The sequence below is a fragment of the bacterium genome (assembly GCA_030697645.1).
Lineage (GTDB): Bacteria > Patescibacteriota > Minisyncoccia > Phycocordibacterales > VMGT01 > JAUYPI01.
In genome coordinates, this window is the sequence record JAUYPI010000010.1 from 1 (window position 1) to 19,507 (window position 19,507).

At 55.1% G+C, this 19,507-nt stretch carries 18 protein-coding genes and 1 tRNA gene; 14 read left to right on the forward strand and 5 right to left on the reverse strand.

Annotated features, from left to right (window positions below; all coding sequences use genetic code 11):
- Positions 1-151: 151 nt before the first annotated feature.
- Complete coding sequence (locus tag Q8R39_02725; GenBank protein ID MDP3735317.1) at positions 152-610, forward strand: hypothetical protein; 459 nt, start codon at positions 152-154, stop codon at positions 608-610.
- Complete coding sequence (locus Q8R39_02730) at positions 591-4,865, forward strand: hypothetical protein (protein MDP3735318.1); 4,275 nt, start codon at positions 591-593, stop codon at positions 4,863-4,865. The genes Q8R39_02725 and Q8R39_02730 overlap by 20 nt, the downstream gene beginning before the upstream one ends.
- Before the next feature lie 80 nt (positions 4,866-4,945).
- On the opposite strand, the gene Q8R39_02735 is transcribed toward Q8R39_02730, so the two are convergent.
- Complete coding sequence (locus Q8R39_02735) at positions 4,946-5,149, reverse strand: hypothetical protein (protein MDP3735319.1); 204 nt, start codon at positions 5,147-5,149, stop codon at positions 4,946-4,948.
- A 154-nt stretch (positions 5,150-5,303) separates the two neighbouring features.
- Here Q8R39_02735 and Q8R39_02740 point away from each other — a divergent pair, with 154 nt between their 5' ends.
- From Q8R39_02740 to Q8R39_02760, 5 genes are all read left to right on the forward strand, one after another.
- Positions 5,304-5,834 (forward strand): hypothetical protein, encoded by a 531-nt coding sequence (locus Q8R39_02740; GenBank protein MDP3735320.1) that lies wholly within the window; start codon positions 5,304-5,306, stop codon positions 5,832-5,834.
- 45 nt (positions 5,835-5,879) lie between these two features.
- On the forward strand, positions 5,880-6,281 hold the full coding sequence (locus tag Q8R39_02745) for a hypothetical protein (protein ID MDP3735321.1): 402 nt from the start codon (positions 5,880-5,882) through the stop codon (positions 6,279-6,281).
- 111 nt (positions 6,282-6,392) lie between these two features.
- Entirely contained in the window at positions 6,393-6,860 is a 468-nt protein-coding gene (locus tag Q8R39_02750; GenBank protein ID MDP3735322.1) for a type II secretion system protein, read from the forward strand.
- Positions 6,861-6,968: 108 nt separating this feature from the next.
- Positions 6,969-7,484, forward strand: coding sequence for a prepilin-type N-terminal cleavage/methylation domain-containing protein (locus Q8R39_02755; protein MDP3735323.1), 516 nt, complete (start codon positions 6,969-6,971; stop codon positions 7,482-7,484).
- A gap of 66 nt (positions 7,485-7,550) precedes the next feature.
- Positions 7,551-8,894, forward strand: coding sequence for an ATP-binding protein (locus tag Q8R39_02760; protein MDP3735324.1), 1,344 nt, complete (start codon positions 7,551-7,553; stop codon positions 8,892-8,894).
- A 100-nt stretch (positions 8,895-8,994) separates the two neighbouring features.
- Here the strand turns inward: Q8R39_02760 and Q8R39_02765 are convergent, their stop codons facing one another.
- Positions 8,995-9,954 carry a magnesium transporter CorA family protein gene (locus Q8R39_02765; GenBank protein MDP3735325.1) on the reverse strand — a complete coding sequence of 320 codons (960 nt, stop codon included), beginning with the start codon at positions 9,952-9,954 and terminating at the stop codon, positions 8,995-8,997.
- 222 nt (positions 9,955-10,176) lie between these two features.
- On the opposite strand from Q8R39_02765, the gene Q8R39_02770 reads away from it, so the two are divergent.
- Positions 10,177-10,716 (forward strand): DNA-3-methyladenine glycosylase, encoded by a 540-nt coding sequence (locus Q8R39_02770; GenBank protein ID MDP3735326.1) that lies wholly within the window; start codon positions 10,177-10,179, stop codon positions 10,714-10,716.
- Between the two features lie 703 nt (positions 10,717-11,419).
- Here Q8R39_02770 and ftsZ read toward each other — a convergent pair.
- Positions 11,420-12,592 (reverse strand): cell division protein FtsZ, encoded by a 1,173-nt coding sequence (gene ftsZ, locus Q8R39_02775; protein ID MDP3735327.1) that lies wholly within the window; start codon positions 12,590-12,592, stop codon positions 11,420-11,422.
- Positions 12,593-12,768: 176 nt separating this feature from the next.
- Positions 12,769-13,575, reverse strand: a complete 807-nt coding sequence (locus Q8R39_02780) for a ZIP family metal transporter (protein ID MDP3735328.1) — start codon at positions 13,573-13,575, stop codon at positions 12,769-12,771.
- 156 nt (positions 13,576-13,731) lie between these two features.
- On the opposite strand from Q8R39_02780, the gene Q8R39_02785 reads away from it, so the two are divergent.
- The 6 genes from Q8R39_02785 (at position 13,732) to Q8R39_02810 (ending at position 17,216) form a co-directional block, all read left to right on the forward strand.
- Positions 13,732-14,301: a cob(I)yrinic acid a,c-diamide adenosyltransferase gene (locus tag Q8R39_02785; protein MDP3735329.1), complete on the forward strand. Its 570-nt coding sequence runs from the start codon at positions 13,732-13,734 to the stop codon at positions 14,299-14,301.
- A 59-nt stretch (positions 14,302-14,360) separates the two neighbouring features.
- The gene (locus Q8R39_02790; protein ID MDP3735330.1) at positions 14,361-14,603 is read left to right on the forward strand and encodes an AbrB/MazE/SpoVT family DNA-binding domain-containing protein; all 243 of its coding nucleotides are present in this window, start codon (positions 14,361-14,363) and stop codon (positions 14,601-14,603) included.
- A complete protein-coding gene (locus Q8R39_02795) occupies positions 14,597-14,962 on the forward strand; it encodes a type II toxin-antitoxin system PemK/MazF family toxin (GenBank protein ID MDP3735331.1) in 366 nt (121 codons plus the stop codon). The genes Q8R39_02790 and Q8R39_02795 overlap by 7 nt, the downstream gene beginning before the upstream one ends.
- 185 nt (positions 14,963-15,147) lie before the next feature.
- Positions 15,148-15,218, forward strand: a tRNA-His gene (locus tag Q8R39_02800).
- 230 nt (positions 15,219-15,448) lie between these two features.
- Positions 15,449-16,042, forward strand: coding sequence for a hypothetical protein (locus tag Q8R39_02805; GenBank protein ID MDP3735332.1), 594 nt, complete (start codon positions 15,449-15,451; stop codon positions 16,040-16,042).
- 274 nt (positions 16,043-16,316) lie between these two features.
- Positions 16,317-17,216, forward strand: a complete 900-nt coding sequence (locus tag Q8R39_02810; protein MDP3735333.1) for a Fic family protein — start codon at positions 16,317-16,319, stop codon at positions 17,214-17,216.
- Positions 17,217-17,427: 211 nt separating this feature from the next.
- On the opposite strand, the gene Q8R39_02815 is transcribed toward Q8R39_02810, so the two are convergent.
- A complete protein-coding gene (locus tag Q8R39_02815; GenBank protein ID MDP3735334.1) occupies positions 17,428-19,206 on the reverse strand; it encodes a B12-binding domain-containing radical SAM protein in 1,779 nt (592 codons plus the stop codon).
- Positions 19,207-19,507: the final 301 nt, after the last annotated feature.

The window sequence follows — 19,507 nt, forward strand, 5'->3', positions numbered from 1 at the left end:
TTTTTGAGCGAGACGAGGAAAGTGAGCGAAATGATTCGACGCGTTACTCGAAGTACGACGAGGATCATTTTGCGATACTTTACGAAGTCGCAGCCGAAAATCAGAAATTGCAGCAGGAAGGGGTTTCGAAAGAAGTCTAATAACAAATTGTATGGGCACTACCGAGACACCAGAGACAGGTCGGCGGGGCATCACAATGGTTGAGCTCATGCTCAGCGTCGCGTTTATAGCGGTTTTGTCTTTCGTCTCACTTGGTATCTATCGATTACTCTACGTTCGAAACGACCTCGATCTCTCTGCGGCGTTTTTCGCGCAGCTACTGCGTCGTGCGCAGGTGCATGCTCGCGCGGTGGACGGAGATAGCCCCTGGGGTGTTTTTATTGCGCCCGGATCGATAACTTTGTTTCGTGGCGTTGATTATGCCTCACGCGCTGTGGGTCTCGATGAGACCCACGCACTGCCGCTATCAGTTTCTCCGGCAGGGCTCGACGAGATCGTGTTTACGAAATTCACTGGCGTGCCGCAGAGTACCGGCGCGACGACCCTCACCTCAACAGACGGCGAGGTGCGCACCATAGTTATCAATGAGCATGGGACCGTTAGTTACTAATGGGCGCGGGTTTAGCCTCATCGATGTCGTTCTCGGCAGCGCGTTGCTCGGGTTTCTTGTTGTGGTTTTTGTGGGCGCTATCGGATATGGGGAAGAAATCGCACGGAATGCGGGCGCGCGGATCGGCGCCGCAGCGATAGCAGACGAGTCGCTTGAGGCCCTGCGGGCGATCCGCGCTGCGGCGTGGAATGAACTTGTATTCACCTCAAGCGCCATTGCGCCGAGTGGCACGAAGTGGGGCCTCCTCGGCGAGGGCACGACGGCGACGATTGGCAATTATACACAGACGCTGCTTTTTGAAGACGTTTGTCGCGATGCGGCACATCAGATTACATCCTGCCCGGGCTCATATACTGATATAGACACGAGGAAAGTGACCGCCACTGTCGAGTGGGCGACTCGTCCGGGAATCATCCAGGCGCTCCAGAGAACGACGTATATCAGCAATTGGGGGGCGGCGCTCTGGACTCAGACAAATTGGTCAGTGGGCGCAGGGCAGGCGCTCTGGAGCAACCCGGCACGCTACGAGAGCGACGACGGCGGCGTCGACGTTTCGACTACGGGCGAGGTCCGCCTTGCGCTCGGAGGAGCCGGACCGACCGAGGGGTGGTTTCCACTCTCTGGCCAGACCCTCACCGACACGACTGACACCGACTTTAGTCAAGGGGTATTTGCGGGTACGCAAGTTGCTGGCGTCGGAGTGCCCGCGAGCGTTTTACTTGCGCAGGGTACCCTGTGGGCGGAGCATGCGGATAGCGAGGTCGCTGCCTCTGGCAAGACGCTCGAGGGGACGAGTGCCGTAGCGATGAGTGATGTGTGGTCGGTGGGGCAGAGCGGCAAAATTATCCACTACAATGGCGCGAACTGGACGGAACATACTGACCTTGGCGCGATGACGCTCTACGGCGTTGATTTTGCGTCCCCTGCGGACGGATGGACCGTCGGCGAGAGCGGCGCAATTTTTCACTATAATGGGGCTGCGTGGTCACAGAGCGGGGCGAATGTTTTTACCGATACCACAGACAGCGATTTTGGCCTCGGCACATTTGTGAATACGGAAGTCGTTGGTGCCGGCATTCCCGCTGATGTCGAGCTTACAAAGAGCCTCATGTGGGTGGAACATCCAGACAGTCGTATAGCGACAGGCGTTACCCTGAACGCGCTCGACGGCACTGCTCCAAACGACGTGTGGGCCGTTGGAAACAGTGGCGTCTTTATTCGCTACGATGGCACAGCATGGTCGCTTTTTCTCGATGTCGGGAATACGTCGCTCAACGGACTCGACATGGTGAGTACCTCTGACGGCTGGGCCGTGGGGCAGAGCGGGCAGCTCTATCGTTTTAACGGCACGACCTGGGCTCTCTTTGTCGATACCGGCGCCACAGAATGGAATGGAGTTTCCATGGCCGCCGCATCGTTCGGCGCGGTCGTGGGCAGGCAGGGAAACATTCGACACTTTGATGGCTCCGCGTGGACGTCAATCTCTTCACCGACGACAAATCACCTCAACGGCGTTCACCTGCGTACCGCTACCGACGGTTGGGCGGTAGGCGATTCGGGGACGATTCTCCGATGGAATGGTGTCTCATGGACGAGCATATCGTCGCCAACTGGAAATCGTTTGCGAAGCGTCTCTATGGTCTCTGCTACCGATGGCTGGGCAGCGGGAGATAGCGGGACGCTCATTCACTACGACGGCACATCGTGGACGATTGTTTCAAATCCTGCCGGTGACCAACTGAACGACGTAGGTATGGTCACGGGGTCTGACGGGTGGAGTGTGGGGAACACGGGGGTACTCATGCACTGGAATGGCGTGAGCTGGAGCTCGGTGAGCTCGCCAACCGGCGGCGCTGCGCTCCAGAGCGTCTTTATGTCTGATGCGGGTAGTGGCTGGATCGTCGGCAGTGGGGGTAGGATTTTGCAATACGGCTTGTTTTACAATACCTCCGGGACCTTCACATCCCGGGCGATCGACAGTGGCATTTCGGGCACGACATGGAGCAGTATATCGTGGACCGAAATACTGCCCACGGGCGCGGACATTACTCTTGCGACGCGCACGAGCGAGGACGGGGTTATTTGGACTACCTGGAGCGTTGAGCTTACCGTCTCCGGTTCGACCATCCAATCTGTCCCCGGTCGTTTCATCGAGTATCGTGCGACTCTTCTTCGCGGTAGCAATCCGAGCGCGACGCCAGAGCTCGGAAATGTTTCCGTGAGCACGAGTGCCTCAGTGCCGCCGACAACGCAAACTCTCTTTGCGGTAGACGCTCTTTCCGTAAGCGAGGTGTGGGCGGTCGGCGGCGGTGGCGTCATTGTGCACTACAATGGTACAAACTGGACGAGCTCTGCTTCGCCGACCGGCCTCACACTCCGCTCTCTTGCTATACTCTCCGCAACCGATGGCTGGGCGGTCGGCAACTCCGGAACCATTATCCATTGGGACGGCGTCAGTTGGACGTTGTTCTCATCACCGACTGGAAACACATTGAACGGGATTGATATGCTCTCCGCAACCGATGGCTGGGCGGTCGGCAACTCCGGAACCATTATCCATTGGGACGGCGTCAGTTGGACGACATACGCACCCTCGCCGACAGGAGACCAGTTGAACAGCGTCGCGCTGGTGTCGGCCAGTGCGGCATGGGCTGTTGGCAACGCCGGGGTTACTCTCCGCTACGACGGTGCAACATGGAGCGCCGAGTCGTCTCCGGCAAACAATCACCTCAACGCTGTCGTGCTGATTTCTTCAGGCGACGGCTGGGCAGTTGGTCAGGGCGGGCGCATTTTTCAATACAGTCAGTTTTATGTAACCGCCGGCACGTTTCTCTCGCGCATTTTAGATAGTGGCGTACCAGGTACCGCCTGGAATAGTGCATTCTGGACCGAAGTTTTGTCTCCCGGAAGCGATCTCACCATAGCGACACGCACCGGCAATACGCCGGTCCCTGATGCCTCGTGGAGCGCTTTTAGCGGGGAGATCACCACTTCTGTAAATAACAATCTCGCGTCGCCTCCCGGGCGATACCTCGAGTATCGTCTCACTCTAACGCGCGGCGCGAGCGCGGCAGAGACGCCTGAACTGAAGGACATCACGATCGAATTTGGCGTCGCGACACTCGCGACGCTGAATGACATTAGCGTGGTCACGGCTGACGACATTTGGGCCGTGGGGAATAGCGGCACGATTATCCACTGGGATGGAGTACGCTGGAGCGCGTTTCCTTCGCCGACCGGCGTTGCGCTTCAGGGCGTTTCGATGATTTCCGCCACGGCAGGCTTTGCGGTGGGAGATGGCGGCACGATTATCCGCTGGGACGGGTCGGCATGGACTTCCTATCTCCCGTCACCGACCGGAAGCCGGCTCAATGGGATTGATATGGTTTCCGCCACGGAGGGTTGGGCGGTCGGAGACTCGGGCACTATTCTCCGATGGAATGGCGTAAGCTGGGCACTCGCGCCCTCACCGGTAAGCGACATGCTGAACGATGTGCACATGCGCACGGAGAGCGACGGTCGCGCCGTTGGTCTCTCTGGGAAAATTCTTCTCTACAATGGCGCGAGCTGGGTCCAGGAGCAGGACACCGGCGCAGAGGCGTGGCGAGACGTGTTTATGGTTGCTCCCTCTGACGGATGGGTGGTACGCAACAATGGCGTGCTTTGTCGCCACGCAGGCGGCTTGTGGAATGCTTGCGTCGACACCGGGGCTCAGACGTGGAACGGGGTATATCTCGTAAGCGCGAGCGATGGATGGGTCGTCGGCAGCGGGGGGGAGATACGCAGATTCAACGGCGTGTCGTGGAACGCCGTCACTTCGCCGACGAGCGAGACACTGAACGCAGTAGAGATGATTACCGCAAACAGCGGTTGGGCAGTAGGAGAAAATGGGACGATCCTCCGCTACACGACCGGGTTTAGATATCTGTTCGCCGGCTCGCTCCTCTCGTCTGCCTTTAATATGGGCAATCCGGGTGCCGTGCAGCGTATTGAGTGGGCTGAGCGTATACCCCTCTGTGCCCCCTCCTGTACCGTGCGTTTTCAAGTGCGCACGGCACCTGATGCTGCTGGCGTGCCCGGCGTGTGGAGTCTCTGGTACGGCGCTCTCGGGCCGGGAACATTCTTTACTAACTCGTCCGGAACACTCATCCCGCCTGCGCTCAACGGCAATCAGTGGATACAATACCAGTTGTTTCTCGACGGCGACGGTTTCGAAACTCCGGCGCTTGAAGAGGTGCGCATTGAGTATCGATAAGGTGAAGCACCCGCATAAAAAATCCGCCCTGGTAGTAGGCGGTGCTCATAGATAGCCCAGAGAAAGCCTATTGTTTTTCCTCATTTGAAATAGAGAAAAAGAATCGCACATTCTTCTGAGACAAGATAGAGGTCAAGCGCAAGCAGACCGATCAAGATAGACTGCTTGACCGGTGTCTTTGTGTAGAGCGCGCGAGCCGCAACTGCAAATAAATAGCTGTTCACAATAATAGCAAAGAGCCCGAATGGCGCCGAGCCGATAGTTCCATAGAGGAGTGTGAGCATAGGAGAGGTGGCGAGACGTATAATTCAGTATACACGTTGTGCCGGTTTGCGGTGCATATAAAGTTATCCACAGCCCCCGCTCCTTCCGGAGTACGCTCCCGTGCGCTCTGCTGTGATGGGGATGGTTAGAGGGGCATGCTAGTATAAAGAGAGCATGGGGCGCACTGTTTTTCAAAAAACTGCACGAAGGGGGTTTAGCATATTAGAACTTCTCCTCTATGTGTTGGTTCTCTCCCTCATCGTTGGCTCTTTTGGCGCACTGCTCTCGCTTCTCTTGCGTGCACGGGTCAAACAGCAGGCGATTCTCGAGGTCGAGCAGCAGGGGCATGCGGTGCTTGAGCTCATGAGACAGACCGTCCGTAATGCTTCAGCAGTTCTCCTTCCCCCCGTGGGTGCGAGTGAGAGCTCGCTCACGCTCGACGTCGTTGACATCGCCAAAGACCCGACGGTCTTTAACAGCGCGAGTGGAGTTCTCTACATCACTGAGGGCGCAGGGGCACCTATTGCACTTACATCATCCCGCGTTTCTCTTTCTGACGTCACCTTTCGTCACCTGGAACAAGACACGGAGGCGGACTCGGTACGGATCCAATTTACCCTCTCGCATGTAAATCCTGCCGGCACTGCGGAGTACGCTTATGTAAAAACTTTTTATGGCTCAGCCCTGCTGGGACCTTCGCAATAGGGAGATTCCCGCTGTGGATAACTTCTATTGTGCACTCGAGTGGCTATGCGTTATCATAGAAATCAGGAGGGATATGTTGCGCTCGTGAGCATGCTCGTTATCGGGGCGATCGGGCTTTCTTTGATCCCCACCATGCTCATCATCGGCGTTGACCAATCGCGTACCGCAGGTGTCGTTGCGTACGCGGGAGAAGCGCGTTCATTTGCCGATGCGTGCGCAGACGAGGCGCTCCGGCAGGTGAAGCGCGACAACAATTTTGTGGGAGGAGGGAGTCTCCTGTGGCCCGATGGAAGCTGTTCGTACACAGTGGTATCGGTCGGCGGCGAGCAGCGTCGTATAGAGGCCTCTGGAGTGCGTGGTACAATAACGAGAAAAGTGCTCGTCGAAATAAGCGCCCTCACGCCAATCATTACGATGAGCATATGGCGCGAGGTGGCTGATTTTTAAAATAGACTTTTTCGGAAACTCCTCGAGCAGAAATGACTTTCTGAAGAGGGCTAATTATCGGTGGTCGATTTATTCGATTTTAGATCAACTGACATTTTACTTACAGATGATATGAAAAAGTTTATGAATAGTAGGAGGCAGGGCTTTACACTTCTTGAAATCTTGCTTGTCGTTGCAGGCATTGCGATCCTCGCGGGTATTGTTATTCTTGCGATAAATCCCGCAAAACAGCTTGGCGATACACGCAACGCAGACCGAAGAAGCGATGTCAATACGATCCTGAATGCCGTTTACCAGTACAGTATCGATAATACCGGCACTCTTCCTGCAACAGTTACCACAGGCACTACATGCGCTGCCGCAACTGGGGCACACGAAGTCTGCCAAACTGGTGGAGTATGCACCGGCATTACGGATCTTGCTGTATTAGTACCAAAATTCCTTATTGCTCTTCCGTCAGATCCGCAAAGCGCGACCGCGGATGGGACAAATTATGATATTTTTAAAGACGCCGATGGCCGTGTGACCGTTTGCTCTCCGGGTGCGGAACAATCAGCTTCAATCAGCGTACGGCGATAATTTTTGTCTCGAAAAGTCTATCCCGATTGCGTATTTTTTAAAAAAATCGGGATAGGATTCTTGAGATAATTGAATGGGGTGAATTTTAATTTTTATTTTTATTTTTTTATGATATATAGCGCGAAATCCCGTGTACAACGCGGTTTTACATTACTCGAGACCCTTCTTGTGGTTGCGGCCCTCGGTATTCTTGCCGGCATTATTATCCTTGCGGTAAATCCCGGTAAACAACTCGCTGATACGCGCAATGCGGAACGGCGAGTTGATGTGAATACCATTTTGAACGCCATCTATCAATACGCACTCGACAATAATGGCGTTTTACCCACAGGAATACCAACCGACACGGCGGCAAATTGTCCGACAGCACAGATGCCGCCAGCCACCTATGAAATTTGTCTTACCGGGGCGGTCTCCTGTGTGGTGCCGAACGCGGAGAGTCTAAATTTTGTCAACCTCGCAGTACTCACAACGAGCGAAAAATATATAGTTGCTATGCCGTCCGACGCACAAGGGGCAACGACAAACGGCGCCGGATACCACGTTGTTAAGAGCGTGAATGGACGTGTCACCATATGTGCGCCTGACGCAGAGCAGGGAGCAACCATTAGTGTGACACGCTAGCGCAAACGGAGCGGAGCCCTCGCTGTTTGAATGCCTGAGCGCCTTTGGTATGGGCTACGATTGCCTATGGATGCGATTATTTCCTATGGCGGCGCACTTCTTGTCATTGGAACAGGAAGTGCGCTTTTGTTCTGTATCGCGGTATATCTCCTGCGGCTGGAGCGCCGCGCGCAAGCGGCTGTCGCAAAAAGCATCGAGGCGGAAGCGGTATCCGAATGGAAAACACTTGTTTTTCGCGAAGCTGCAGAGGAGATTGCGTACGATCGAGATCGCCTTAACGCCATCCTCTCATCAATCGGCGAGGGTATTATCGTGCTTGATCTTAAGCGCGAAGTGGTATTGATGAATCAGGTTGCGGGAATCATGCTGCGGAGCGCACCCGCGGAGGCGGTTGGGAAACAACTTGAGCACGTGTGCGATTTGGTGCAGCTGCAAAAGCGTACGCGTGCTCTCGAGCTGCGTCACGAGCTGCTCGAGGATATGTTTCGCAGAGTCACTACAGAGGCGGCGATTGAGGCGGCGCGTCTCACCGACAATTTATATTGTCGTAAACTCGACGGCACGACGTTTCCGGTTTCCTTTATTATGGCGCCTCTGCTTCAGAGATCGGGGACAGTCGGTGGGGCCATCTTTGTTTTTCGAGACGTGACCGAAGAGAAGCGCGTGGACGAAGCCAAAAGTGAATTTGTCTCGCTCGCATCACACCAGCTTCGCACGCCGCTCAGCACCATCGGAGTCGATCTTGAAATGCTCCAGAGTACAGACGGGACTCCGTTCACGCAAGAACAGACTGCCTACATTACTGAAATGCAGGAGGCAGTCCGCACAATGACTGGGCTCATAGTTGATCTCCTCGAGGTTTCAAGGATTGAGCTTGGCCTCTTCGAGACGGCGCGCGAGAGCGTTGATGTAGTTAATCTTTTTGATGAGCAACTGGTGATGCTTGGGAGTGCTATGCGCAGGAGGAACATACACGTTGAACGACAGTACTCGCGAGCGGGCATGCACGCTCTCACGAGTAGACGGCGGGTGCAGATTATTATCCAAAACTTGCTTTCAAACGCGATTAAGTATACTGCGCCAGGAGGCATGCTCGTCGTGAAGTTTGAGGAGGAGAAAGATGATTTTCTTTTTTCAGTACGCGACACCGGTTGGGGCATACCACAGCGTGAACAAAGTCGGATCTTCGAGCGATTTTTTCGTGCGAGTAATGCAAAAAAGTACGATCCGTCCGGCACCGGCCTTGGCCTCTATATTACGAAACGGTTTGTTGAGAACCTCGGTGGGAAGATCTGGTTTGAATCGGAAAAAGATCACGGGACCGTATTTTATGTTCGCCTCCCCAAGACGGGAGAGGTACAGCAAAAAGAAGAACGAAAGCGCCTGGCTGTTGGCGTTGCGCCATTATAAAAGCTTTTAGCTTTTAGAAGCTACGCCGTCGTGCTAAAAGCTAACAGCGCTATAAGTTTATCCAGCCCTTTGGGCGCAAAGGGCTGTGGCTAAAAGCTCGTTAAAGCCACTTTTTGTACTTAAAAAATCCGAAAAAGCAGAGGGCGATTGCACCCATGATGCCGATGACAATCCAGAAATCATACGGGTGGCCGGCAAACGGGAGATAGGTCGTGCTCATGCTGAAGATGCTGGCGATAAGTGAGAGCGGGAAGGTAACGAAAGCCATCATTGTGAGCACCTTCATCACCTCATTTTGTTTAGTCGACACGAGCGAGTTGTTGGTTTCGCGCAGCTCGTCGAGGATAGCCATGGAGTTTTCAAGAAGCGCCCGCACGCGGCGGAATTCGTGTACCAGGACCTTTGCGTGCTGCGCGAACGGCTGGCCAAAAAAACTTGCTGATGCTTCACGGAATTGATCGAGTATGTCAGGATGGGCGGCGAGCGGCTGCTTGAGAGCGAGGAGGCCGCGGCTGATTTTTGAAAGCTCGACGACCATCTGCCGCTCCCGACCGCGGAACATATTCACCTCGACGCCCTGGAGTGCCTCGCTCACCGATTCAAGCTCATGGGTGATCGCGCCGTAGAGCTTGCGCATGAGGGCGGAAAAAAGCACTCCGGCATGCTCCTCTGCCGTCTCGCTCGGGGGCGCGCTGTCTTGGGGTTGCCCGAGAGTCTCGGTGCCGCGCTCAAGAATTGCGCTGACCTCAAACATTTTTGAGAATTTATGTAGCGGATCAATCGTGTCGTAGTGCGCGGTGATGAGAAAATTTTTGCCGACAATGAAGTCAACTTCCTGATTATGCGTCAGCGAGTGGGTGTGCCGGAGCGCCGGGAAGTGGAGCACGATATAGATGAACCGCTCGTAGACGTCAAGCCGCGGCCGCATCGTTGGCGCAAGGAGGTCCTCGGCGACGAGGTGATGGATCGTGTACTCGCCCATCACCTGCTTTACTTCCTCGGCTGTAGGTGAGTCGAGGTCGATCCAGGTGATGTTCTTGAGGGACTGACGTTTGAGCATAACTTTAGTCTACCAAGCGCGGTAGGAGGTGACAATGTGCAACCTTGAAGAAATTTTCAATTATCAATTTTCAATTTTCAATCAATTTTGCAATGAAGCAATTTTCAAACACGACGTCGTCCGTCATTGAGACATTGAAAATTATTTGAAAATTGCAAAATTGAAAATTGAAAATTGGAGCGGAACTTTTGTTTTTTCATTTCGCGTTGTATTCTCATCCGCATGATTCTCACCCAGCCATTCTTTCTCCGCCCTGCCCCCACCGTCGCTCCGGAGCTTCTCGGCAAGTTTTTGGTGCGGCGTTTTGAGGATGGGAGGACGCGCTCACTCCTGATTACCGAGACTGAAGCATATGACGGTCCGGACGACCGCGCTTCGCATGCATCGCGCGGGAGGACGGCGAGGAATGAGGTGATGTTCGGCCCGGCTGGAGTTTGGTACACCTACCTTGTGTACGGCATACATCACATGCTCAATGTTGTCACCGGCCCCGAAGGATACCCCGCAGCGGTGCTGCTACGCTCGCTGAGAGGGGTGAGCGGCCCCGGGCGGCTGACGCGCGAGTTTGGGATTGACCGCTCATTCAATATGCTTGTTGCACGTCGTTCAAGCGGCCTTTGGGTCGAGGACCGCGGCGTTATTATTCCGCGATCAAAAATAGTGAAAGCCCCGCGCGTCGGCGTCGACTACGCGGGGCCTCTGTGGAGTGCCAAACCGTGGCGATTCATACTCGATAGCGATTACGCCACCTCGATTTTTTGACTAAATCATCGCGCCGTTCTTATGATAACAGCGTACGCGGCACGGCTCCTTTTCAATCGCGCTTCCGCGCCTCATGCACCATGCGGCGGATCAGGGTGCGTCCATCAGTTGGACCCCTTTAGCTCCAGTACCAGATGCGGAGCGTGACGATTAACACTCCAGCCGTCAGCCACGCAGCGCCCTCGCCGCTCAATACGCCCGCCAAGTGAAATAGCCACGTTAACAGCGCTGCACCTCCCCACACAGCCGCCGTTCCAAGCGTTTGGCCCAACATCCTGTTCATCCGGACCTCCTTCGTTTGCGTTTTTTGAATCAATTGCCGACTAGCAAAACAAAGCCGTGGCTATTAAACCACGACGGCGATATTTTTGTCAAATTTTGTCGCGAGAAAGTAGAGGGTGGAAAGTAGAGAATAGAAATTTGCGAAAACAGGGAGCACCGGATGTCTACCACTGTTCAGCCTCTCCATCTGATGCCGCATAGGCCCAACTCCACCCCCACAAGAATCACTCACGCCTCAAAATTTTACGCATAGCGAGAGGTGTTTTGGAAATGACGAGCCGAGTAGAAAAATGCAGCTGTCTGAGGCCGAGCCAGAGGCGAGGCCGAGTTCTGCATTTTTCGTAGACGAGGCGACATCATTTCCAAACACCGAAGCTCGAGCGTGAAATTTTGAGGCGTGAGTGGTTCCGCTCTCCACTTTCTATTTCAGCTTCGACCGTCGCAAAAACGCTGGCACCGCGGACCAATCGTCGTCATCCTCTTCCTTCGGCACGGTCTTCTTTTCCTCTTCGCGCTTGGGCGCTGGAGGTTCTGGCGGGGGGGTCGGGATTGCGTTGAAGATCTTGCCGCGCACTTCCTCTTTGCTCATTGAGGAGAGCGGCACGTTGCCGAGTCCGGTCGTCTCTCTTGAGAAGGCGCCGTCCGGAAAGCCGGAGGCGATGACCGTGATGCGGATTTCATTTTTTTTAAGTCGGTCGTCCTTGAACGCGCCGAAGATGACCTTAGCCGACGGGTCAATCGACTCGGTAATGACCTTCGCCGCCTCTTGAATCTCAAGCATGCCGAGGTCGTCGCCACCAGCGATCGCAAAGAGGACGCCCTTTGCACCGCTGATCGAGAGGTCAAGAAGCGGCGAGTTGATCGCGGCGCGCGCAGCTTCCTCGGCCCGGCGATCTCCGCCCGCGGTGCCGATACCCATGAGCGCCGAGCCTGCATTTTCAAGCACGGCGCGGATATCGGCGAAGTCAACATTAATGATGCCGGGCATGATGATAAGGTCAGAGAGCCCTTCGACGGCTTGTTTGAGGATCTCGTCGGACATGGCGAAAGCGTTGCGGAAGGTCGTCTCTTTTTCGACAACGGCAAGCAGTCGGTCGTTCGGGATCACGATCATAGCATCAACTTCCTTGCGTAGGTTCTCGAGCCCCTCCATGGCGAGGCGGTTGCGCTGTGCGCCCTCGAAAGCGAATGGCCGCGTGACGACGGCCACGGTGAGCGCGCCGAGTTCTTTTGCGGTGCGGGCGACGACGGGCGACGCGCCCGTTCCCGTGCCACCTCCCATGCCGCCAGCGATGAAGACCATATCGGCTCCTTTTATCGCCTCCTGGATTTCCTCTTTTGTTTCCTCTGCGGCTCTCTTACCGAGCTCGGCATTCATGCCGGTACCGAGGCCTTTGGTGAGATTTTTGCCGATGTGGATTTTTCGCTTCGCGGCGGAATGGTGGAGATCCTGCGCGTCGGTATTGACCACGATGAATTCAACTCCCTTGACCTTTGAGTTGATCATGTGGTTGATCGCGTTGCGGCCCGAACCGCCGACGCCGACGACGCGGATTCGGGCAAATGTTTCGACGTCGGGATTGATTTTGGGCATAGGCGCGACATTTCGAAATTTCGATATATCGAAATGTAATGAAGTACGGGCAGTCTAACAGCAGAGTCTTGGTTTGGCAAATACTTGACAGCAAGATAAGAGAGGTGCGTGGTACTCAGTCGCAGCGTTTGTCAATTCTGTTCGTATTTGAATTTTTTAGCAGTTTAAGCCCAATTTTATTCAAAAAGCAGGAGTGTGGTCATCGCGCCGACGCCGAGGAGAAGGGCGAGGAATTGGGCGAGCGAGGCACCGGTAGCTCGCGTCTTGTGAAGCTCGGGGACGAGGTCCGCGGCGGCGATGTAGATGAAACCGCCAGCGGCGATGGGGACAAGGGGGAGGGTGAGGGCGCCGCTTGTCTCACCGAGGAGGAGCGAGATTACAACACCGAGAACCGCGAGGACCGCCGAAAGGAAATTTAAAAATAGCGCACGACCGCGTGTAAAACCAGCGTGGAGGAGTACCCCAAAGTCACCGATCTCCTGTGGGATTTCGTGGAGGATCACGGCGATCGTCGTTGCGATACCAAGCTCGATTCCCGCAAGATAGCTTGCGCCGATGATGAGGCCATCGAGGAGGTTGTGGAAGCCGTCTGAGATGAGGACGAGATAACCGGCGGGTTGTATCGCGTTTGATGCCGTACGTATCGTGCCGTGCTCGAGCGCGCCGTGATGCTCGCGTGCTTCGTCGCACTCCGCCTCAGTATGGAAGTGGTGCCAGTGTAGTACGCGTTCAATCACAAAAAAGAAGAGAAATCCTCCAAGTACGAGGAAGCTAGATTTCGTGGCGCTGCCGAGCGTCTCGATGCTCTCGGGCAGAAGGTGGAGTAGCGCGTCGCCGAGGAGCGCGCCTGCGGCGAGGCTGACGAGAATTGCGAGCACGCGCCGCAGAGAGTGCTCGCCGAGCGAGAACGTAAAGAGACCCGCGAAAGAAACAAGGCTCACGAGAATGACGCTTGCAAGCGCGAGGAGAACGTAGGGAGGCATGCTCATTCGAAGTGTAACATAGACTGGCGAAGTACGAAATTGCTTAACATTTGACACTTGACTTTTGACATTTGACGACGACAGGCGTTCTCGTTCGTGGCCAATGGTCAAATGTTACAGGTCAAATGTCGTACACAGTGCTATACTGTCTCCGCCATGCTCTACACGCGAAAAGGAGACAAGGGGACGACGAAAACGCTCCGCTGCGATCAGCGCATTTCAAAGAGCGCGCCTGTTGCGGAGGCGCTCGGCGGCCTCGACGAGTGCAATTCGTGGATTGGGCTCTGCCGCGCGCGCGCAGGCGAGGCGGAGTTTCTCCTGCCGCGGGCAGGCACGCGAGGAGCGCGGAGCGCGGCCGAGGCGCTACTTCGGATGCAGGAGGCGCTGTTTATCGCGCAGGCGGAACTCGCAGGCGCGGACAAACGGCTCGCGAAGCGCCACGTGCTCACGCTCGAGCGGCTGACCGATGCGATCGAGCGCGAGCTCCCGCCGATCAAGAGCTTTTTCATTCCCGGCGCGACGGCGCTCGGCGCGCTCTTCGACGTCGCGCGTACCGTCGCGCGCCGCGCGGAACGGCGTGTCGTGAGTGCGAGCGAGAGTGGGGAAGCGCCGCTCTCGGTCTACACCCTACAGTATCTTAACCGCCTCTCGAGCGCGCTCTACGCGTTTGCGCGGTTTGCAAACAGTCAGGCGGGGGTTGCCGAGCGTCCACCATCATACCGGTAGGCTCTGATTGACGCACGGTCTTTTCTTGACCATGTGTCGACATCGTATATACTGTGCGCATGGAAACGACGATTCAAAAATGGGGAAATAGCCTGGCGGTGCGGTTGCCGCGCGCCCTCGTGGCTCATCATCGCCTCCACGAAGGTGTGCGCGTGGTCTTGCGTTCAAAGAAAGAGGGTCTCACGATCCGGGCAGTTTCGAGGCGTAGGCCGACCTTAAGAGAATTGGTCGATCAGATTACCCCAGAGAACAGGCACGAGGCAATCGACTGGGGTCCACCGGTCGGTAGAGAAATATGGTAACCACTTCGCGGAAGAGCTCACGCGGCCTGAATGTCCCCGAGCGAGGGGATCTTGTTTGGATGACCTTCAATCCCTCTCTGGGACATGAGCAGGGTAGTCGCCGGCCAGCCATCGTTCTTTCGTCGAGGTACTACAACGAACGAGTCGGCCTTGCGCTGGTGTGCCCCATTACCTCACAGCAGAAGGGATACCCGTTTGAGATTGCTCTGCCGCATGGCAAGGTGGAAGGAGTAATCTTGGCGGATCACGTGAGAAGCGTTGATTGGAAGCAGCGAAAAAGTGTTTTTATTACGACGGTACCAAGCGAGACTGTCTCTCGTGTGAGGGGGCGGCTCGTCGATCTTTTGACGGAAGATTAGACCTCTTGCATAACCCGTTTCGTGGCGAGGTTTTTGATTTTTGAGCGAGACGAGGAAGACAAGCAAAATGGTCCGACGGCGTACCTGTTGTACGGCGAGAACCATTTTGCGAAGTTTGACGAAGTCGCAGCCAAAAATCAAAAATCGCAGCAGGAGCGGGTTATGCAAGAGGTCTATCAAATACGGTGTCCATAGTTTAGTGGTAAAACTCCGCTCTGTGGAAGCGGCGTCGAGAGTTCGATTCTCTCTGGACACCCTTGACAATTTGTTTATATACTGATATGATCTACGTAGTTTTTTGATAGGTTTGCGAACATCTCCATAGCCCACAGGTGCTTATTTTTTTCGGCTTTTCTGGGCTATGGCGAGGCATAATCCATGTCCGTCAGTTAGCACTCGCTCCCCAAAAGGGACAGCAACCAGACTGGAGGAATCCACATGGACACGATCTTCACGGACGGCCAGTTGACGAAGGCGATCGAAACGATGCGGCAGAAGGACATGACGCCCGAGCGCTTCAATCGGCTTCTCGGCAGCGGCATTTTCGCCGATGTTTGCGATGTCGGAGCTTGTCTCGACGACCGCGATGCGGTTCGTATCGCACTCAAACTCGGCGTGGCTCTGTTTGACCAGACCGTCATTCTCGCAGTCAACTACAGCCAGTCCCTTGATCAGATGATCGCTACCGGTCACTACGACTGGGTCAACGGCGACATCACGGTCAAGCGTTTCCCGATCGTGGGCGAGGGTACCGTCGAGTTCGAGGCTCGGCTTTTCCACTTCAATCGCAGCATGTCCTCGGAGAACGCGGTCGAAAGGACGAGGAACGCCGATACCACGAACCCGTGGGAGCCAGCCAAGATCGAGCACGTGTTGTCCTTCGGTGCAAAGTATCCCGAAGAGCAGCGCAAGTACGCCATTATTGGTCTTGGTTCCGTCGCGGAGGTCGGTGGCGGCCGCGGCGTGCCGGACCTCCACCGGACGGACGCCGAGCGTAACCTCAACCTCCGCTGGTGGGGCGACGGCTGGGATGGCCGCTACCGTTTCCTCGCCGTTCGCAAACTGTCCTCGGCCGCTTAGGCCCTTAGGCCTCAGATTTTGGCGCTTGTGCCCCTTGGAAACTTTGGCCCTTATACCCCGCGCATGCTTGCATGCGCCGGTTCTGCTTTTATATAATAGACCTCTTCGGAAATTCCTTTCTGCAAAAAACGAGACAATTTCGCCACGAAAGGGGTTTCGAAAGAAGTCTAATGTCTTCTGATGACAGGTGAATAGATACCATTTTATTGGTCTCATTCACGGGTTATTGACTTTTAAGTGTTAAAGGACTATCATAAAAATCAGGCTGAACTATATGGCTACGAATAACCCTACCAAGAAGCGCATTCAGGAACTCAAGGCCGAGTACGACTCGCTTCGCAAGGGCAAGGAGTCTCTGCTCGTGATGGTAGACGAGGTTGAAATTCCGGAAGCGGTGTACAACTCAAACGCGATCGAAAACTCCACCCTGACTCTCAAGGAAACGGAAAAAATCCTCCTTGACATGGAGGTATCGCGCGACGTGTCAGTGCGCGAAGTGTTTGAGGCAAAAAATCTTGCTCGTGTCGTTGGCTATATCCGCACCAAGTCACAGGAAACTGAGATCGATAAAGAAACAATTTTGTTGCTCCACCAGATGCTGATTGGTGGCATACATGATCAGATCGCCGGACGTTTCCGCGCTAAAGGAGAATATGTTCGAATCGGCACGTACATCGCACCAGCTCCGGAGCATGTTGAACGAATGGTCGATGCAACGTTGGTTGAATATACCAGTGATCTGAATTCTTATTTTTTGGATAAGATCGGAAAGTTCCATCTCGACTTCGAGACCATCCATCCATTCAATGACGGTAACGGACGTATCGGTCGGGTCATCATCAATTATCAGCTGCAGCGACTCGGTTTCCCAGGTATCATTGTTCGGGACCGGGAGAAGAAGGATTACTATAAAGCCTTCAGTGATTATCGGGATGGCAAAAATACCAAGACAATGGAAAAAATTCTGGTTCTTGGCCTTACGGAGTCACTGCATAAGCGTGTAGCATATCTCGCGGGCGCGACCATCGTTCCGCTTGCCGACTACACCAAGAAAAATGCTCTGTCTGGAGCGGCTCTCTCTAATGCCGCTCGCCGGCAGAAGATACCTGCTTTTCGCGAGAAGGGTGTCTGGAAGATTCCGGAGAATTTTAAGCGTGCCCGCCCGAAGCTGTAGCGCAGGAGGGTATCAAACGGGCAAATCAAAAGCAGGAACATAGATCGTCGTGTCGTTTTTCTGCTCAAAATTCGAAGCTCGAGATTCGAAACGTGGATTCTTGATTTTTCTCGGAGCGCGGAAAAACGCCTCGGTCTTGAAAGACCGAGGCGCTTGCGCGATGCCGTCCGGAGATTTTGCTCGTCGAGCGGGATGGGGTCGTGGTGGCATTTTAGAGCGCTGTCGGGAGGGAGATCACCGCGCCATAGCGGCGGAGCTCGTCCTGGAGCGTCCCGAGAAACGTCGCGACGGTGCGCGCGGTGCGATATTTGAAATCGGCGTGTATTTTCGCGTACTCCTTGCGAATGAGCGCGATGCGTCCGTCGAGATAGAGGCGGAATTGCTCCTGCTCCTCGCGGGTGTGGAGTACGGCGCGTTTCGCAAGCTCGGCCACGATCGCTCGGAGCTCGCGATGGACACAGAGCTCAAACGCTTCAGCGAGGAGGAGCTGTTCCGTCATCTGGCGAAAGTGGTGGCCTTTTGCGACAAACGTCAGCGCTTCGGTGAAGTGCGCGGGGTGTCGGAGGAGAACGCGCACAAGAAACTTCAGCGCAGAGACAAGGATTGCGGGTGGAATTTCGCGCAGTGCGCGCCTCAGGACTGAGCCGGGCTCAGAGTGCCAGGAGGGTTTCGACGAGAGCTTTGGTTGGCGGGAGCGATCGAGATGCTCAAAGAGCGTGAGGCAGCGCTCAAAGTAATTTTTGAGCTTTGCGTCGTAGAGCGTATCGAGGACGCGTTTATATCCATCGAGAAGCACCTGCGGATCCATTTGCGGCACGAAGTTCAGTATGAGTTCAAAGTTCGTACCGACGGGATTACCGCGTAATCTCCCCTCGCGCTCCAACCGATGTTCGAGGTCGGTTCCCTTGAGGACGTTGAGCGGCGAGACCATTGCCATGGGGATGCCACCTCTCTGGACGAACTCGATCATGGGGTCGAACGGGTTTTCGGCGTCATTGTCAACGCCGAGAATGAAGCCGGCCGTGACCTCGAAGCCCTTACCCTGCAGTGTGCGCACTGACCGCTCGAGGTAGTCCGGGTCGCCCTTTTTCACGTTTTGATGCTTCTGCATCGTTCGGAGCGCGTCTTCGTTCGGTGTTTCGAGACCGACAAAGACCGTGTCGAACCCAGCAGCCGCCATGGCGTCCATGAGCGCTTCATGCCGGACGAGATCAACGCTTGCTTCCGTGTGGAACCTGAATGGGTAGTTGTGCTCTTGTTGCCACTGCCTGACCGGCCCGAGGAGCTCCAGGGCTTCGCGCCAGTTGCCGATAAAATTATCATCAACCATAAACAACGGTCCGCCCCATCCGAGTTGGTAGAGTTGCTCGAACTCGGCAAGTATTTGGACAGGAGATTTTGTGCGCGGGATACGGCCATAGAGCTTCGTGATGTCGCAGAAGTCGCAGTTTTTCGGACAGCCGCGGCTGAATTGCACCTGCATCGTCGCGTAGTCATTGAGGTTGATGAGATCGTAGCGTGGCAATGGGGAGGCAGTGATCGAGGGCTTCAGCGGTGCCCGATATACGGGCTCTGCCGTGTCGTGCTCGAGATCCTTGAGGAATCCTGGAAGCGTTTCCTCGACCTCGTCGAGTACTAGGTGGTCGATGTCTCGGAGCTCGTCACTCCCGACATACGACGTCGGGTACGGGCCTCCGGCGACGGTGACCTTGCCCATCTGTTTCGCGCGGCGGGCGACATCGCGGAGCGAGTCGCGCTGGACGATCATGGCTGAGATAAATACGGCGTCCGCCCATGCGAGGTCGGCGTCAGTCAGCTCGCCTACATTCATGTCGATGAGGCGGAGTCCGTGCCTCTCTTGCGGTATGAGTCCCGCGACAGTGAGAAGCCCGAGCGGCGGCATCGCGGCTTTTTTGCCGATAAGTCGGAGCGCGTAGGTAAACGACCAGAATGACGGCGGCATTTTCGGGTACACCAAGAGAATGTTCACTGGATTTTCCTTTCGCTGCTGTGTGTCACTATGTCAAAACGCGCTGCGGTTATTCGCCGCGCGGAACTGAGTGTGTCTGTGCGTTACTGTACCTGATTGCGCAGAGAAAGTGAAGGAACCCGTACATTACGAAATTGCCGGCGCAGACATCCGAGCTACAAAATCCGAAACAAATAAATTCCAAGCTCCAACCAACAAGTTCCAAACAAATTTCAAATTCCAATGCACCAAATCTCAAACACGCACGTCGTGTTTGGAGGTTGGATTTTGAGTATTGTGATTTGTTTGGAGCTTGTTTTTT